A 15,678-nucleotide genomic window follows, 5' to 3' on the forward strand; every position below is an offset into this window, starting at 1 on the left:
TTTGTCGTTTCAAGCGTGGCCGCCGCCTTGAATCGGCGCCAATCTCGCAGCATTAGCCATAAGGTCCCGCTCGCAGAACGATGGTCGGCGGGGCTCCTCGGGGGAGTGAGCGCCATGCTGGTTCGGTTGATCGCCTTGTCCGCCGCCGCAGCCCTGGCTGTGGCGCCCTCGAGCGCCGCCGCGGCCGGCGGCCGGTTCACCGCCGAGATGGAAGCCTTCGCCGCGCAGGACAAGGCCGCGCCGCAGCCGCCCTGCAAGATCGTGTTCACGGGATCCTCGACGATCAGGCTCTGGACCAATCTCAGTCAGGACATGGGCTCGATCCCGGTGATCAACCGCGGCTTCGGCGGGGCGGAGATCTCGGACGTCAACGCCCACTTCGACCAGGTCGTCGGACGCTACCGGCCACGGGCCGTGGTGTTCTACGCCGGCGAGAACGACCTGAACGCCGGCGAGTCTCGGGACTCGGTGGCCGAGGACTTCGGTCGGTTCATGAAGCTGAAGAGCGATAAGCTCGGCGCCTCGACGCCGGTCTACTTCATCTCGCTGAAGCCGTCGCAGGCGCGTGAGCGCCAGATCCTCGACCAGAGCGCCGTCAACGCCAAGATCAAGGCGCAGATGAAGGGCCGCAAGGACTTTGTCTACATCGACGTCGTGCCGCCGATGATGGGCGCCGACGGCCATCCCAAAGACCTGTTCGTCTCCGACGGGCTGCATATGAACAGCGCCGGCTACGCGATCTGGACCAAGGCCGTGCGGCCGGTGATGGAACGCGAAATGAAGGCGGACCGGCCTGCGTGCCGCAGTTCTGCATCCGCCAAGCCCTGACGGCCGCCTAGAGCGACGAGCGCAGCATCCAGACGTGCTTCTCGTGCGCGGTCAGCCGGTCGGAGATCAGGCTGGCGCTGACCTCGTCGCCCGCCTGCTGGGCCAGGGGCAGGATCGCATAGAGCGTGCCGACCAGGGTCTCCTGGCTGGCGATCAGGTCCTTCAGCATCTCCTCGGCGCCCTTGGACGGATCGCCGTCCTTGATCGAGGACAGGTTGCCGAACGCGCCATAACCCTGCGGGGCGAGCTCGCCCAGCGCGCGGATGCGCTCGGCCACCTCGTCGATGGCGGTCCACATCTCGGAGTACTGGGCCATGAACAGCGTATGCAGCTGCGAGAAGTTCGGGCCGCGAACGTTCCAGTGGTAGCCGTGGGTCTTCAGGTAGACGGCGTAGGTGTCGGCCAGCAGCTTGGCCAGACCTTCGGCGACCGCCTTGCGGTCCTTGGCGGTGGGTCCGGTGTTGGTCATCGGTGTTACCTCTCCTCTAGGCTTCTACGGCGGCTGGGCTCGGCGCGCCGATCCGCGCCCAGACGCGTTCGTGGATCGCGAAGGCGATCGTCTGGAAGACCGGCTCGATCATCCCGATGGCCAGCGCCGCCCGCCAGTCGCGGGTCAGGACATAGGCGACGGTGATCGCCACCGTCAGGTGCATCACGCTGTAGCTCAGGGTTTTCTTGGCGGTGCGCATGATATGTGCCTTATTGCGAGTTGTTCGCAATATATCGCGGATCGGCCTTATGAAAAGTCTTCCCTCAATCACAAAATCTTATCGAAGGCGCCGGGGGCTTATGGCCGCCTCCCACGCGTTTGCCTGCGACGCCGGAGCGTGGTGTCCTGGCCGCCAGTCAGTTTGGAGTACGGTATGAGCGGCGAGGACCTGAAGGTCGTGAACAACGAGGCGGCGGGCCGCTTCGAGGTGCGGCTGGGCGACGAGGTCGCCTTTGCGGAGTACCGGCTGCTGGCCACGGGCGTGCTGTTCCCCCACACCGAGGTGCCGCCGGCTTTCGAGGGCCAGGGGGTGGGCGGCGCGCTGGTCCGCACGGCGATGGAGTTCGTGCGCCAGCGGGGCGAGCTGGTGATCCCGGTCTGCCCCTTCGTCTCGGCATACATCCAGCGCCATCCGGAGTATCACGACCTGGTGCACCCGGGTTACCGGGCCGCGCTCAAGATCTGAAAGTCGCCTTGGGGGGAGACGCTTGAAGTCCATCGCCTATCTGGCCGCCGCCGGCGGCCTGCTGCTGGCCGCGTGCGCGCCGCCCGCCGGACCGCCCGCCGACCCGGCCGCGCTCGCCCCCGCCGACCCCCGACTGGCCCAGCTCTATGCCGACAGCTGCAAAGCCTGCCACGTCGTCGCCGACTCCGGCGCGCCGCTGGTGCATGACGCCAAGGCCTGGGCGCCGCGCTGGAAGCAGGGCGAGGACGTGCTGCTCGACCACGTGGTGCAGGGCTACAAGGCGATGCCAGCGCTGGGCCAATGCGCGGCCTGCACGCCCGACGACTTCAAGGCCCTGACCCGCTTCATGGCCGGCCAGGAGGGCAAGTCGTGATCTCGCGCCGCACCGTCCTGCTGGCCGGGTCGGCCGGGGTGCTCGCCGCCGCCGGGGGCGGGGTCTATCTCGCCGCCCGCGACAAGCCCGAGCCGGCGGCTCCGCCCAGCATGGACGCGGACAAGCATCTGCTGTGGCGCAACTGGTCGGGGACCGAGCACGCCTATCCGGCCGTGCGCAGCGCGCCGAAGACCGAGGCCGAGGTCGTCCAGGTCCTGCAGACGTCGGTCGCGCCGGTGCGGGTCGTGGGGGCCGGGCACTCGTTCACAGGTCTGGTTCCGACCTCCGGCACGCTGATGACCCTCGACGGCCTGGCCGGGATCGAGCGCTGGGAGGGCGACCAGCCGGTGGTCCGCGCCGGCATGCGGCTGGGCGCGCTGGGGCCGGCCCTGGCCGAGCGCGGCCGGGCGATGGCCAACCTGCCCGACATCAACAAGCAGTCGCTGGGCGGCTGCCTGGGCACCGCCACCCACGGCACGGGGGCCACGATCAAGGCGATCCATGGCGACGTCGTCGCCCTGCGGCTCGCGACGGCGACGGGCGAGCTAATCGACTGCGACGCGACCCGGAACGCGGACGTCTTCAACGCAGCGCGGGTGTCGCTGGGGGCGCTGGGGGTGATCACCCAGGTCCGGCTGGCGACCAGCGCCAACCGCCGCCTGCACCGCAAGGTGTTCGTCGAGCCCTTCGAAGACACTCTGGCCAAGGCCGAGGAGCGCTGGGCCCGGCATCGCAACTACGAGTTCTTCGCCGTTCCGTTCACCGACCTGGCGGCCAACGTCACCCACGACGAGACCGATGCGCCGGCGATCCCGCGCGGGCCGGACACCGACACGGCCCTGCTCGAGGTGCTCAAGCAACTGCGCAACCTGACCCGGTTCTCGACCCCGCTGCGCAAGACCGCCGCCAAGGCGTTGCTCGGTTCGGCCAAGCCGGAGGAGGCGATCGACGAGGGCTGGAAGCTGCTCTCCACCGAGCGGCCGGTGCGCTTCAACGAGATGGAATTCCACATCCCGGTGGAGAACCATCTGACCGCGCTGAAGGAGGTGATGGCGACGATCGAGGCCAAGCGGCCCGACGTCTTCTTCCCGATCGAAGTCCGCCGCATCGCCGCCGACGACGCCTGGCTCTCACCGTTCCAGGGCGGGCCGCGCGGTTCGATCGCCGTGCACTGCCACTACAAGGACGCCTACGACTTCCTGTTCGACCTGATCCAGCCGATCTTCCTGAAGTACGGCGGGCGGCCGCATTGGGGCAAGCTGCACAGCCTGAAGGCGCGCGAGCTGGCGCTGCTCTATCCGAACTGGAACGACTTCCTGGCGGCGCGCGCGCGGCTGGACCCGCAGGGCCGGCTGCTGAACCCCTACCTCAAGTCGCTGCTGGGGGTCTGACCAGGGCGCTAGGGCCGCTGAGGGCGAGGGCATGGAAGCGCTCGCCCATCAGCCGATAGCCCTCGGTGTTGGGGTGCAGGTCGTCGGGCAGCAGGTGCGCATCGGCCGCGCCGAACAGCGACAGACCGTCGAGATAGCGAACCTGCGCATCGCCGGCCGCGATCCGGGCGGCGACGACGTCCTGCAGCAGCTCACGCATCCGGATCAGCGACGGGCCGCCGCCCGGGCTCACGTCCTCGCGGCCGGGCGAGTAGATCGGCGAGACGATCGCGATCGGGGTCATCGGGTGCTTTTCGCGGATGATCGAGATCATCGCGTGGGCGGAATCTAGGAACGGCCGTTCCTTGAGCTGGCCGTCGGCGTGGACGTTGATCCCGAGCTTCAGGACGATGGCGTCGGCGCGGGCGTCGCGGATGATCCGGGCGGCCTGGCCCGAGAGCAGGCAGGAGCCGGCCCAGCCGAGGTTTTGGTGGTCGAGGCCGGCCAGGCCCGCGGCCACGGCCGGCCAGCCGGCGCTGGCGCCTTCGGCCTCCAGGCAGTGGGTGATCGAGCTGCCGTGGAACAGCACGCGGGGGCGGCCGTCGGCGACCGGAACCGCGCCGGCGCCGTCGTCCAGCTCCAGCCCGGTGATCGAGACGGTGGCGGCCTGGGGCAGCCACAGCTCCAGCGTCTTTTCGCCGGCTGGAAGGCCTGCGAACGTCAGGTTAAAGGCCTCGTCGCCCACAAAGGCGCCGTTCTCCAGGTCGATGGTCGCGCCGCCCTGCGCCCAGGCGCGGGCATGGAAGACGCCGTCGACGAAGAGGTCGTAGGCGCCGCGCCGCTCGCCGCCGACCGGCTGGTCCAGCAGCCGCTGGGCGCCGCTGAGGCAGATGCGGGTCGACGTGGTCCGTAGGCGGATGCGGCAGGCGGTGGCGCAGGAGCCGACCCAGCGGTTGAAGGCGTCGTAGAAGCCGAGCTCGGCGACCGGCAGGCGCAGCGGCTGCAGCGAGTCCTTGCGGCGGCGCAGATCCACGTGGCCGTCCAGCAGCGGCGCGATCTCGTCTGGTCCCAGCGTCTTCATGCGCGTTCCCCCTGTTGCGTCCTGCTTAGGCTGGATGGCGCCGGGGCGAAAGCGCCGTCAGTTGCGGTTCAGCGTCAGCGGCGCGTCGGGATCGGTCGGGATCGGCGTCCCCGGCCGCGGGGTGATCGGCGGCTCGGCCGGGGCGGGCGACAGCGGGGTCAGCACCAGCGGCGGCGGGGCGGGGGCCGGAGCCGGCACGTTGAGCACCGGGGCGGGCGTCTCGGCGGCGGCCTTCGGGGCTGCGGCCTTCGGCGCGGGCGCCTTCGCGGCCGGAGCCGTTGGCGCCGGGGCCGGCGCGGCGGCGGCTTTCGGGGCCGGGTTTACGGCGGCCGGCGGCTGGACCTCGGCTGGCGCGGGCGCGGCTGGTTCCGCCGTCGACGGCGTCGGGGCGGCCTCCGGGACGGTCGGCGTCGCGGCTTCGATCGGCGGCGCAGGCGCCGGGGCCGGCGGCTCGTCCTCGCGCATCAGCAGGAAGGCGACGGCGCTGGCGGCGGCCACCGCCACGGCGCCGCCGACGATCAGCGGCAGCGGCGAGCGTTTTTGAGCCGACGCCCGAGGCGGCGCGGCGAGGGTCAGATCGGGTTCGACCTGCGGGGCGGGGGCGGGACGGGGCGCCGCGGCGGCCGCGGCGGGGAGCGGTGTCGGACGCGGGGCCGATTGCGGCGGGCCAGCGGTGCTGGAGCCGCTGGCGAGCGGTCCGGCGGCCACGGGCCCGCGAGCGGCCGGAGCCTGCGGGACAGGCGCGCGGACCGGCGGCTGGCCAATCGGCGTCACGAAGGCGGGACGCGGTCCCTGGGTCGGCTGCTGGCCCGTCGCCGGCTGGGCGGGCGCACGCGGCACCAGCGAGCCGCCGGCGAGAATGCCGCCCTGCGGCGCGACGCTAGGCCGGGCCGTCGGCGCCTGCACCGCCGGACGCGGGGCGGGACGGGGGTCTGGCGCGGGCTCGGGCGCAGGCTGCGGCGCGACCTGCTGGGGTTCGTCGGCCGACTGGCCCGGCGTCAGCGCATAGCCGAACGGCGCCGCTCCCTTCGCCCGGCCCCAGGGGCTGGATCGGATGAACGGGTTGTCGTTCTGGTCGCGCTCGGACATCTGGCTCTCCCGCGCCGTCGCGGCGCGCGCGGTAATTTAGCTCGGACTGAGACAGATGTGGGGCGGGAAATCGCTCAGCGCTGCGCCGTGCGGATCGGCCGCACGGAGTCCGTCGCGCATCCCGCCGGCTCGAGCATGGCGTGCTGAGCCAGGCAGTAGATGTCCTCGTAATAGGGGCCGGCGGCGGCCAGGCACTGATAGAGGTTGAGCTTGGCCACCCGCACGCACATGCCGCTGCGCGGCTCGCTCATCAGCGCCCCGGCGCGCCCGCTCTCGCCCAGCACGGTCAGCGCTGCGACGGCGAGGCCGCGCGAAACCATCGGGCTGGGCGGCCCGCCGCGTTTGCCGCCCTGCGACAGGGTCGAGTAGAGCTGCGCCTGGTCGCCGCCGGCCGGCCGATAGCCGGCGCTCGAGATCTGCTTGACCCGGGTCAGCCGCGCCTTGGCGTCGGGCACGAACACCTTGGCCCAGGCCTGGCGCTGGACGTCGTAGGACGCCTTCTTCACGCGCTTGCCGCTGGCCTCGAGGGCTTCGCCTTGGCGATAGAGCGCTGCGCTCGCACGGGCGGCCCCGGCGTCGGCGCCTGGCAGGCTGGCGGCGAGATCGGGGCGCGCGGCCAGCCGGGCCGCCAGTCCCTTGCCGGACTTGTCCTGGGCGGCCTTGCGCACCCCGGCGACGAACTTCGGCTCCTGCAGGGCGGCGAGCGCCGCATAGGCGATCATGCCAGCCTCGAGCTGCTTGGGCTCATAGCCCGAGCCGATGCGCAGACCCTCGCTCACGGCGGCAGGATTGGCGAACGTGGCGTCGATGCCGCGGGCGTTGCGCATGAAGCTCTCGAAGGCCGCGGCCTGACTCTCCAGCCGCCGGTCGACCTGGGCGGTTGGCGCGGGCCCCTTGCCGCCGCCCTTGGGCGCGGGCGTGCTCGCGCATGCGGCCAGCACCAGCAGCGTCGCAGCGGCCGCCAGACCGCGCTTCAAACCCTTGTCCATATCGGACCCCTCCAAACCAAAGAGGCCCACCCCGTGCGCGGAACTCCACTCCGTTAGGGTTGAGGAAGGGTTGCTGAGCTTGACCGTCGGCCTGCGTCCGGAGGCCGCAGCGCGCCTGGACTCCGCCCGACGTCCAGCGCAGGCTGGCGAAAACACAAAAGGGAGCGCCGCCGTGTCCGAGACCCTCGCCGCAGACTTGTCGGAGGCGTCGGCCGGCGCGCTCGCCGCGGCCTTGGCCGCTGGCCAGGCCAGCGCGCTGGAGCTGTGCGAGGCGGCGATCGCCCGCATCGAAGCCCGCGACGGGCCGATCAACGCCGTGGTGGTCCGCGACTTCGACCGCGCCCGGGCGGCCGCCCGGGCCGCCGACGCAGCGCTGGCGCGCGGCGAGCGCGGGCCGTTGCTGGGCGTGCCGATGACGGTCAAGGAATCCCACAACGTCGCCGGCCTGCCGACCACCTGGGGGTTCGAGGCGGCCAAGGGCTGGACCGCGCCGGAGGACTCGGTCGGCGTGGCGCGGTTGAAGGCCGCCGGCGCGATCATTCTCGGCAAGACCAACATCCCGGTCAGCCTCGCCGACTGGCAGAGCGTCAATCCGATCTATGGGCGCACGCGCAATCCCTGGAACCTGGAGCGCACGGCCGGCGGATCGTCCGGCGGCGCTGCGGCGGCGGTGGCCGCCGGGATGGTGCCGCTGGAGATGGGCACGGACATCGGCGGCTCGATCCGCGTGCCGGCCGCCTTCTGCGGCGTCTACGGCCACAAGCCGAGCTACGGGATCGTCCCGCAGCGCGGTCACGCGCCGCCCGGGCTGGACGGCCTCGACGTGCCCCTGGCGGTGGTCGGACCGCTGGCGCGCACCGCTGGGGACCTGGAGCTGGCGCTCGACGTGCTGGCCGGTCCACTGGACGAAGAGGCGGTGGGCCATCGGCTGGAGCTGCCGGCGGCGCGCCATTCACGGCTGGGCGATTATCGCGTGCTGGTGCTGGACGCCCATCCGGCCGCGGCCACTGACGCGGCGATCGTGGCCGCCCTGGGGGAACTGGCCGCCAAGCTGGAACGGGCCGGGGCGAGCGTCGCACGCAGCAGCGAGCTGCTGCCCGACCTGGCCCAAGGCCACGAGCTCTATCGCGGTCTGCTGACCACGGCGATGTCGCGCGGCGGCCCGCCCCAGGCCAAGCCGATGAGCGCGCACGAGTGGATGAACCTGCAGGACGCCCAGCTCGTCGTCCGCCGGGCGTGGGGGCGTCTGTTCGAAGCCTTCGACGTGGTGCTGGCGCCGGCGCACGGCTCGCTGGCCTACCCGCACGACGACAGCGATCCGGGCGCCCGGACGCTGATGCTGAACGGCGCGGCGACGCCCTATTTCGACCAGGTGGCCTGGCCGGGCATCGCCACGCTCGCCCATCTGCCGGCCACCGCCGCACCCGTAGGGATGAGCGACGGCGGCCTGCCGATCGGCGTGCAGATCATCGGGCCGTACCTCGAGGATCGTACGCCGATCGCATTCGCCGGCCTGCTAGAGCAGGCCTTCGGCGGCTATCGCGCGCCGGGCTAGGACGAGAGCATGTCGCCGAGGCTGGGGCCTTCGGAATCGGCCGGCGGCGTGAACAGCAGCTTGTCGATGCGGCGGTCGTCCATGTCGATGACCTCGACGCGGAAGCCGGCGATCTCGAACACGTCGCCCTCGGCGGGGAGGCGGCCGATCTCGTGCAGCACCAGGCCGGCGGCGGTGTGGAACTGGCTGGTCTCGGTGAAGTCGGCGCCCAGGGCCTTGGCCAGGTCATCGACTTCGGCGCGGCCGTCGACCAGATAGCTGCCGTCCTCGCGCTTGAGGATCGCCTCCGACGTCGCCGTGTCGTGCTCCTCGTCGAAGTCGCCGGCGATCATTTCCAGCAGGTCGGTCGGGGTGACGACGCCTTCGAGGGCGCCGAACTCGTCGACCACCAGCGCCATGTGCAGCGGCGTCTGCTTGAGCAGTTCCAGCGCCCGCAGCAGCGAGGTGGTTTCGACCAGGTAGATCGGGGTGGCCATCAGCGCCGAGACGTCGGGCTTCTTGCCGTCCAGCATGACGTCCAGGACGTCCTTCTTGTGAATCACGCCGACCGGCTCCTCGACGTCGGCGCCCTCGGTCACGACGATGCGCGAGTACGGGCAGGCGCGGATGTCGGCCATCTGCTGCTCGTAGGTGTCAGACAGCGAGATCCAGTAGATGTCGCGGCGCGGGGTCATGGCCACGCGCACCTGGCGGTCGCCGAGGCGCAGCACCTCGCCGATCATCGCCTGTTCTTCGGGCTCGATCAGGCCGGCGCTCGTGCCTTCGGCCAGGACGGTCTCGACCTCCTCGTGGGTGATCTGCTCGCCCTTCTCGTCCTTGATGCCCAGCAGGCGCAGCACGCCGACAGTGGAGGCGGTCAGCAAGGTGACGAACGGGCCCATCAGCCTGGCCAGCAGCGACAGCGGCCGGGCGACCAGCGAGGCGATGGTTTCAGGGAACACCATGGCGAAGCGCTTGGGCACCAGTTCGCCGACGATCAGCGACAGATAGGTGATGACCACGACCACCACGGCGGTCGAGATCAGCTCCGAATAGTCATGCAGCGCCGGAATGGTCTCCAGCATGTGGTCGAGCTCGCCGGCGATGGTCGCCTGGCCGTAGGCGCCCGACAGAATGCCGATGAGGGTGATGCCGACCTGAACGGCGGCGAGGAAGCGCGTGGGGTTTTCCGAGAGCCGGAGGGCGGCGGCGGCGCCCTTGTCCCCGCGGTCGGCGCGGGCCTGCAGTTTAGCTCGTCGGGAGGAAACGACCGCCAGTTCGGACATGGCGAATAGGCCGTTCAGCACCAACAGGAGGAGCACGACGGCCGAGGCGAAGAGGATCATTTAAGGGTTGGGTCCAGGCGAGGCCCTCTGGGGGCCCCGCAGCACCCTACCTTGAATAGGCCGCTCGCGCGATATTCCCGCCACGGGATGACACGCCCGTGTCCTGCTGTGGCGGTCTGCCCGGCCTCAGGCCGCGGCGCCGACCAGGCGACGACGCCGGATCATCGTGCCGACCAGGCCGAAGCCGAGGATCATCATCGCCCAGGTCGCCGGTTCCGGCACGGCCGAGCCGATGGTCAGGCCGCCGTTGTAGCCGTTGAGGTGCACCTGGCCGCGCTGGTCCAGCTTGCCGACCACGATCGAGCCTTCCAGGTGGTTGTTGTTGGTGGCGTAGGCGCCGGGGGCCAGGACCGTGCCGTAGAAGGCGGTCTTGAAGTTCAGGTTCACCGCCGGGCTCTTCGGGTTGTAGGCCAGCTCGTGGAAGTTCCAGATCACGTTCTGGCCGAGGTTCGCCGACGAGTTGATGAAGTTCTTCGCCAGGGTCGCCGACGTGCCGCCGACATTGACGATGATGGTCTCGAAGCCGCCGGTCAGGAACTGCAGCTGGCCGGCGTCCTTGAAGACGTCGGCGTTGGCGAAGCTGAACACCGCGATCTTGCCGGTCGAGGTCGGCTCGAACTTCATCAGGTTGCTCTGCGGGAAGGTCACGGAGTCGGTCGGGGTCAGGCCCGCGAGGTAGGCCGACAGGTCGGTCACGCCCATGGCGTAGTCGCTGGCCAGCACCTGCAGACCGGCCGAGAAGCCGGGCAGGCCCTGGTTGGTCTTCACGGTCGCGCCGTTGCCGTTCACGCCCGAAGCGGCGCCGCCGACCGTGATCGTGCTGCCCTTCGAACCGTTGATGCCGCTAGCCGAGCCGCCGATGGTGATGTCCTGCGGGGCCGAGCCGTTCAGGTTCCAGCCGCCGGAGACGCTGCCGCCTACCAGGGCGCCCGAACCGTTGTGGAGGTTCTTCGAACCGCTCGACGAGCCGACCACGGTCAGGCCCGGCGCGTTGGTGGCGGACGGCAGCGGGGTCTTGCCGCCGCTGTACTTGTAGTAGTCCGAGCCGCCCGAGAGGTTGCCGCCGACGAAGGCGCGGCCCTCGACGCTCGACGTCGAGTTGAGGTCGCTCAACACATAGAGATTGTACTCGCGCAGCACCTGCAGGCCGACGTTAGGGTCGGCGGCGGCGGGCGTGGCCACCGCGACGGCGGCGAGGAGCGGAAGGGCGAGCTTGCGGAACTGCGTGATCACGGGCGTGTACCGAACTGGGATGTTGCGCTGCGACATAGTCGATCTGAATGCTGCAATGCAACAACGGCGCCATCACGAGTTGTGTCAAAAGTGACGCAGCGTTCACGAAAAAGGGCCGCCCTGGCGGACGGCCCTTCCCGGTAGTCAATCGGCGTCGGGATCTTAGAAGATCTCGAACAGGCCCGCGGCTCCCCACCGAAATCGCCGAAGCGATTTCGGCGACTCCCTAGTGATGGGCGCGGCTTTCCGCCCTCTTAGAAGATTTCGAAGAGGCCGGCCGCGCCCATGCCGCCGCCGACGCACATGGTGACGACGCCCCACTTGGCGCCGCGACGCTTGCCTTCGTGCAGGACGTGGCCGGTGCAGCGGGCGCCGGTCATGCCGTAGGGGTGGCCGATCGAGATCGAGCCGCCCGAGACGTTGAGCTTCTCGTGCGGGATGCCCAGCTTGTCACGGCAGTACAGGACCTGGCTGGCGAAGGCTTCGTTCAGCTCCCACAGGTCGATGTCGTCGATGGTCAGGCCGTTGCGCTCGAGCAGCTTCGGGATCGCGAAGACCGGGCCGATGCCCATTTCTTCCGGACCGCAGCCGGCCACGGCCATGCCGCGGTAGGCGCCGAGCGGGGTCAGGCCGCGCTTTTCGGCTTCCTTGCGTTCCATCATCAGCACGGCGGCCGAGCCGTCCGACAGCTGGCTGGCGTTGCCGGCGGTGATGAACTTGCCTTCCGGGGCGTAGCGGCCGCCCTTGAACACCGGCTGCAGCTTCTGCAGGTCGGCCAGGGTGGTCTGCGGGCGGTTGCCCTCGTCCATGGAGATGGTGATCTCCTTGTCCGCGGTCTCGCCGGTCTCCTTGTTGACCAGGACCTTCATGATCGTGGTCATCGGCGCGATCTCGGCCGTGAAGCGGCCTTCCGACTGGGCCTGGGCGGTGCGCTGCTGCGATTGCAGGGCGTACTCGTCCTGGACTTCGCGGCTGACGCCGTAGCGCTCGGCGACGACTTCGGCGGTCTCGATCATCGAGGTGGCCAGGGCCGGGACGTTCTGGGCCAGCCAGGGATCGCCGGTCATGAAGCGGTTCATCTTGTCGTTCTGGACGAGCGAGATGGACTCCACGCCGCCGCCGATGGCGATCGGGGCGCCGTCGTTGATGATGTACTTGGCGGCGGTGGCGATCGCCATCAGGCCCGACGAGCACTGACGGTCGAGGGTCATGCCCGACACGGTCACCGGCAGGCCGGCGCGCAGGGCGGCCTGGCGAGCGATGTTGTTGCCGGTGGTGCCTTGTTCGAGCGCGCAGCCGAAGACCACGTCGTCGATCTCGGCCGGGTCGATGCCCGCGCGCTCGACGGCGGCGGCGATCGAATGGCCGGCGAGGGTCGCGCCGTAGGTGTTGTTGAAGGCGCCGCGATAGGCCTTGCCGATCGGGGTGCGGGCGGTGGAGACGATGACGGCTTCACGCATTGAAAAGCATCCTAACGAGTTGGGAGGGTAGTCCTGCTCACCCCCGGCCCTTGCGAGCCGGGGGCGGTCTTTGGAGGTCGGTCGCCTTAGAGGTCGGCGAACTTCTTGTTTTCAGCGACAAGCTTTTCCAGGAGCGCGGCCGGCTTGAACTGGTCGCCCATGGTGGCTTGGAATTCCTTCATCTTGGCGAGCACCTTGGCCGGACCGACCTGGTCGCCGTAGTGCATCGGGCCGCCGCGATAGACCGGCCAGCCGTAGCCGTTCTGCCAGACCACATCGACGTCGCTGGCGCGGATGGCCTTGCCTTCTTCGAGGATCTTCACGCCCTCGTTGATCATCGGGAAGATGCAGCGCTCAAGGATCTCCTCGTCGCTGATCTTGCGCGGGTTGGCGCCCGACTTGACGATGAAGTCGTTGATCACCTTCTCGGTGAACGGGCTCGGCTTGGCGACGCGGTTCTCGTCGTAGTCGTAGTAGCCGGCGCCGGTCTTCTGGCCGCGGCGGTCGGCTTCGCAGAGCACGTCGCGGATGCTTTCGCCCTTCGACTTTTCCTTCACCCAGCCGATGTCCAGGCCGGCCAGGTCGCTCATCGCGAACGGACCCATCGGGAAGCCGAAGTCGTAGAGCACGCGGTCGATGTCCCAGGGCATCGCCCCTTCCATCACCAGCTTCTGGGCTTCGCGTTGGCGCGCGCCGAGGATGCGGTTGCCGACGAAGCCGGGGCAGACGCCGACCAGAACGGCGACCTTGCCGATCTGCTTGGCCAGCTTCATCGAGGTGGCGATCACCTCGTTGGAGGTGTGGTCGGCGCGGACGATCTCCAGCAGCTTCATCACGTTGGCCGGCGAGAAGAAGTGCAGGCCGATGACGCTTTCCGGACGCTTGGTGACCGAGGCGATCTCGTCGATGTCCAGGCCCGAGGTGTTGGTGGCCAGGATCGCGCCGGGCTTACAGATGGCGTCGAGCTTGGTGAAGATGTCCTTCTTGATGTCCATGCGCTCGAAGACGGCTTCGATCACCAGGTCGACGTCGTTGAAGCTGTCTTCCATCGACAGCGAGCCGGTGATCAGGCCCACGCGCTGCTCGACCTGCTCGGCGGTGATGCCGCCGCGCGAAGCGGTGCGCTCGTAGTTCTTGCGGATGGTGGCCAGGCCGCGGTCCAGCGGCTCCTGCTTCTGCTCGACGATCACCACCGGGATGCCGGCGTTGGCGAAGTTCATGGCGATGCCGCCGCCCATGGTGCCGGCGCCGATGATGCCGACTTTCTTGATCGGGATCAGGGCGGTGTCGTCCGGCACGTCCGGGATCTTCTGGGCGGTGCGCTCGGCGAAGAACGAGTAGCGCTGGGCGGCCGACTGCGGGCCGGTCATCAGCTCCATGAACAGCTTGCGCTCGGTCGCCAGGCCTTCTTCGAACGGCTGGTTCACGGCCGCTTCGATGGTCTGGATGTTGTACTCGGGAGCCAGGAAGCCGCGGAACTTGCGGGCGTTGGCCTTGCGGAAATCGGCGAAGATCTCGGGCTTGCCGCGGGCGGCCTCGACCTTCTCGTTCTGGTCGCGGATCTTGCGCAGCGGGCGGCCTTCGGCGACCACCTTCTTGGCGAAGGCGATGGCGCCTTCCTTCAGCTTGCCTTCTTCGACCAGCTCGTCGACCAGGCCGCCGGCCAGGGCTTCCTTGGCGGGCACGTGGCGGCCGCTGGTCATCATTTCCAGGGCGCGTTCGGGACCGACCACGCGCGGCAGGCGCTGGGTGCCGCCGGCGCCCGGCAGCAGGCCGAGGGCGACTTCCGGCAGGCCGAGCTTGGCCGACGGAACGGCGACGCGGTAGTGGGCGCAGAGAGCGACCTCGAGGCCGCCGCCGAGGCAGGTGCCGTGGATCGCGGCGACCACCGGCTTGGGCGAGTCTTCGATCTGAGCCTGGACTTCGGGCAGGCCCGGGCCGGCCATGGCGCCGCCGAACTCGGTGATGTCGGCGCCGGCGATGAAGGTGCGGCCTTCGCAGATCAGCACGATCGACTTGGCGGCGTCGTTGGCGTTGGCCGCCTTGAAGGCCTCGAACAGGCCCTCGCGGACCTTGGCCGACAGCGCGTTCACCGGCGGAGAGTTGAGCGTGATCACCGCGACGTCGCCGTCGAGCGTGAGGTCGGTCACCGAATTGATCTCGGCCATGTGGCGCATCCTCGATTGTTGGAGAGGGACGGCTCGTGGCGTGGCCGCCCTTGGATTCAAACGGTTGTTTACAGGCCCGGCTTGGCCGGCGCGAGTCAAAAATCCGTAGGGTTTTCGAGCGCCGAACGTGGGTCTATCAGGCCTTAAGGACATCACCTTAGGGGAAGCAAGACATGGCTCAGGGACTGTTTTCGCTGGAGGGCCGCGTCGCCCTCGTCACCGGCGGTTCGCGCGGCATCGGCAAGATGATCGCCAAGGGTTTCCTCGATGCGGGCGCGGCCCGCGTCTACATCTCCTCGCGCAAGCCGGCCGCCTGCGACGAGACCGCCGCCGAGCTCGGCGAGCGCTGCATCTCGCTGCCGCAGGACGTCTCGACGGTGGAGGGCTGCAAAGCGCTCGCCAAGCGGCTGACCGACGCCGAACCGAAGCTCGACATCCTGGTCAACAACGCTGGCGCCGCCTGGGGCGCGCCCTTCGACGAATTCCCGGAGAGCGGCTGGGACAAGGTCGTCGACCTGAACCTGAAGTCGCCGTTCTTCCTGACCCAGGCGCTGCACGGCGCGCTGAAGGCGGCCGCGAGCCATGAGCAGCCGGCCAAGGTCATCAACATCTGCTCGATCGACGGCATCCGCCTGAACCCGCAGGAGACCTATTCCTACCATGCGAGCAAGTCGGGCCTGATCTACCTGACCCGCCGCATCGCCGCCGAGCTGATCAAGGACTCGATCAACGTCACCGGCATCGCGCCCGGCGCCTTCGCCTCCGAGATGAACCGCGTGGCCCGCGACCAGGGCGACGAGATCGCCAAGCGCATCCCTTCGCGCCGCATCGGCCGCGACGAGGACATGGCCGCGGCTGCGATCTACCTGGCCAGCCGCGCGGGCGACTACGTGGTCGGCGAGACCATCGCCGTCGACGGCGGGGTGGCGCTGGCGACCACCGGCGGCCTCTAGGCTTTGGTGTAAACTTCCGACAGACGGCCACGCTTTCGACGGTTTTGCGTTATGACCTGCTGGAGAGAAGCAGGCGTCG

At 69.6% G+C, this 15,678-nt stretch carries 15 protein-coding genes; 6 read left to right on the forward strand and 9 right to left on the reverse strand.

Translation table 11 applies throughout. The annotated features are described in order from the left end of the window. Positions 1-114 precede the first annotated feature (114 nt). Positions 115-828: a GDSL-type esterase/lipase family protein gene (locus tag ACSQ2H_RS01740; protein WP_436059754.1), complete on the forward strand. Its 714-nt coding sequence runs from the start codon at positions 115-117 to the stop codon at positions 826-828. A 7-nt stretch (positions 829-835) separates the two neighbouring features. Here the strand turns inward: ACSQ2H_RS01740 and ACSQ2H_RS01745 are convergent, their stop codons facing one another. Beyond that, positions 836-1,297, reverse strand: coding sequence for a Dps family protein (locus tag ACSQ2H_RS01745; protein WP_436059755.1), 462 nt, complete (start codon positions 1,295-1,297; stop codon positions 836-838). A 16-nt stretch (positions 1,298-1,313) separates the two neighbouring features. Next, positions 1,314-1,517 (reverse strand): DUF2061 domain-containing protein, encoded by a 204-nt coding sequence (locus ACSQ2H_RS01750; RefSeq protein WP_436059756.1) that lies wholly within the window; start codon positions 1,515-1,517, stop codon positions 1,314-1,316. 174 nt (positions 1,518-1,691) lie between these two features. Between ACSQ2H_RS01750 and ACSQ2H_RS01755 the strand changes: the two genes are divergently transcribed. The 3 genes from ACSQ2H_RS01755 to ACSQ2H_RS01765 are packed head-to-tail and all read left to right on the forward strand — an operon-like array spanning position 1,692 to position 3,767. After that, entirely contained in the window at positions 1,692-2,003 is a 312-nt protein-coding gene (locus ACSQ2H_RS01755; RefSeq protein ID WP_436059757.1) for a GNAT family N-acetyltransferase, read from the forward strand. 22 nt (positions 2,004-2,025) lie between these two features. After that, a complete protein-coding gene (locus ACSQ2H_RS01760) occupies positions 2,026-2,376 on the forward strand; it encodes a c-type cytochrome (RefSeq protein WP_436059758.1) in 351 nt (116 codons plus the stop codon). Then, positions 2,373-3,767 (forward strand): D-arabinono-1,4-lactone oxidase, encoded by a 1,395-nt coding sequence (locus tag ACSQ2H_RS01765; protein WP_436059759.1) that lies wholly within the window; start codon positions 2,373-2,375, stop codon positions 3,765-3,767. The genes ACSQ2H_RS01760 and ACSQ2H_RS01765 overlap by 4 nt, the downstream gene beginning before the upstream one ends. Here ACSQ2H_RS01765 and ACSQ2H_RS01770 read toward each other — a convergent pair. The 3 genes from ACSQ2H_RS01770 to ACSQ2H_RS01780 all read right to left on the reverse strand — a co-directional run bounded on the left by ACSQ2H_RS01770 (position 3,745) and on the right by ACSQ2H_RS01780 (position 6,905). Continuing rightward, a complete protein-coding gene (locus tag ACSQ2H_RS01770) occupies positions 3,745-4,827 on the reverse strand; it encodes a GDSL-type esterase/lipase family protein (protein ID WP_436059760.1) in 1,083 nt (360 codons plus the stop codon). The genes ACSQ2H_RS01765 and ACSQ2H_RS01770 overlap by 23 nt on opposite strands. 57 nt (positions 4,828-4,884) lie before the next feature. Beyond that, positions 4,885-5,916 carry a hypothetical protein gene (locus ACSQ2H_RS01775; protein WP_436059761.1) on the reverse strand — a complete coding sequence of 344 codons (1,032 nt, stop codon included), beginning with the start codon at positions 5,914-5,916 and terminating at the stop codon, positions 4,885-4,887. 74 nt (positions 5,917-5,990) lie between these two features. Next, entirely contained in the window at positions 5,991-6,905 is a 915-nt protein-coding gene (locus ACSQ2H_RS01780) for a hypothetical protein (RefSeq protein WP_436059762.1), read from the reverse strand. Between the two features lie 172 nt (positions 6,906-7,077). On the opposite strand from ACSQ2H_RS01780, the gene ACSQ2H_RS01785 reads away from it, so the two are divergent. Then, entirely contained in the window at positions 7,078-8,460 is a 1,383-nt protein-coding gene (locus ACSQ2H_RS01785) for an amidase family protein (protein WP_436059763.1), read from the forward strand. Here ACSQ2H_RS01785 and ACSQ2H_RS01790 read toward each other — a convergent pair. From ACSQ2H_RS01790 to ACSQ2H_RS01805, 4 genes are all read right to left on the reverse strand, one after another. Continuing rightward, complete coding sequence (locus ACSQ2H_RS01790; RefSeq protein WP_436059764.1) at positions 8,457-9,785, reverse strand: hemolysin family protein; 1,329 nt, start codon at positions 9,783-9,785, stop codon at positions 8,457-8,459. The two genes, ACSQ2H_RS01785 and ACSQ2H_RS01790, sit on opposite strands and share 4 nt — an antisense overlap. Before the next feature lie 126 nt (positions 9,786-9,911). Further along, positions 9,912-11,018: a collagen-binding domain-containing protein gene (locus ACSQ2H_RS01795; RefSeq protein ID WP_436059765.1), complete on the reverse strand. Its 1,107-nt coding sequence runs from the start codon at positions 11,016-11,018 to the stop codon at positions 9,912-9,914. Between the two features lie 254 nt (positions 11,019-11,272). Then, entirely contained in the window at positions 11,273-12,478 is a 1,206-nt protein-coding gene (locus ACSQ2H_RS01800; RefSeq protein ID WP_436059766.1) for an acetyl-CoA C-acyltransferase, read from the reverse strand. A gap of 86 nt (positions 12,479-12,564) precedes the next feature. After that, a complete protein-coding gene (locus tag ACSQ2H_RS01805) occupies positions 12,565-14,646 on the reverse strand; it encodes a 3-hydroxyacyl-CoA dehydrogenase NAD-binding domain-containing protein (RefSeq protein ID WP_436059767.1) in 2,082 nt (693 codons plus the stop codon). A gap of 173 nt (positions 14,647-14,819) precedes the next feature. Here ACSQ2H_RS01805 and ACSQ2H_RS01810 point away from each other — a divergent pair, with 173 nt between their 5' ends. Next, the gene (locus ACSQ2H_RS01810) at positions 14,820-15,599 is read left to right on the forward strand and encodes an SDR family oxidoreductase (RefSeq protein ID WP_436059768.1); all 780 of its coding nucleotides are present in this window, start codon (positions 14,820-14,822) and stop codon (positions 15,597-15,599) included. Positions 15,600-15,678: the final 79 nt, after the last annotated feature.

The organism is Phenylobacterium sp. LjRoot97 (genome assembly GCF_964254345.1).
In the GTDB taxonomy this organism is placed as follows: domain Bacteria; phylum Pseudomonadota; class Alphaproteobacteria; order Caulobacterales; family Caulobacteraceae; genus Phenylobacterium.

What these genes read in the sequence shown, in the direction of transcription:
- ACSQ2H_RS01750 (WP_436059756.1), bottom strand. Translation starts at nt 1,517, where the DNA reads ATGCGCACCGCCAAGAAAACCCTGAGCTACAGCGTGATGCACCTGACG.
- ACSQ2H_RS01790 (WP_436059764.1), bottom strand. Translation starts at nt 9,785, where the DNA reads ATGATCCTCTTCGCCTCGGCCGTCGTGCTCCTCCTGTTGGTGCTGAAC.
- ACSQ2H_RS01755 (WP_436059757.1), top strand. Translation starts at nt 1,692, where the DNA reads ATGAGCGGCGAGGACCTGAAGGTCGTGAACAACGAGGCGGCGGGCCGC.
- ACSQ2H_RS01740 (WP_436059754.1), top strand. Translation starts at nt 115, where the DNA reads ATGCTGGTTCGGTTGATCGCCTTGTCCGCCGCCGCAGCCCTGGCTGTG.
- ACSQ2H_RS01770 (WP_436059760.1), bottom strand. Translation starts at nt 4,827, where the DNA reads ATGAAGACGCTGGGACCAGACGAGATCGCGCCGCTGCTGGACGGCCAC.
- ACSQ2H_RS01805 (WP_436059767.1), bottom strand. Translation starts at nt 14,646, where the DNA reads ATGGCCGAGATCAATTCGGTGACCGACCTCACGCTCGACGGCGACGTC.
- ACSQ2H_RS01745 (WP_436059755.1), bottom strand. Translation starts at nt 1,297, where the DNA reads ATGACCAACACCGGACCCACCGCCAAGGACCGCAAGGCGGTCGCCGAA.
- ACSQ2H_RS01775 (WP_436059761.1), bottom strand. Translation starts at nt 5,916, where the DNA reads ATGTCCGAGCGCGACCAGAACGACAACCCGTTCATCCGATCCAGCCCC.
- ACSQ2H_RS01780 (WP_436059762.1), bottom strand. Translation starts at nt 6,905, where the DNA reads ATGGACAAGGGTTTGAAGCGCGGTCTGGCGGCCGCTGCGACGCTGCTG.
- ACSQ2H_RS01800 (WP_436059766.1), bottom strand. Translation starts at nt 12,478, where the DNA reads ATGCGTGAAGCCGTCATCGTCTCCACCGCCCGCACCCCGATCGGCAAG.
- ACSQ2H_RS01810 (WP_436059768.1), top strand. Translation starts at nt 14,820, where the DNA reads ATGGCTCAGGGACTGTTTTCGCTGGAGGGCCGCGTCGCCCTCGTCACC.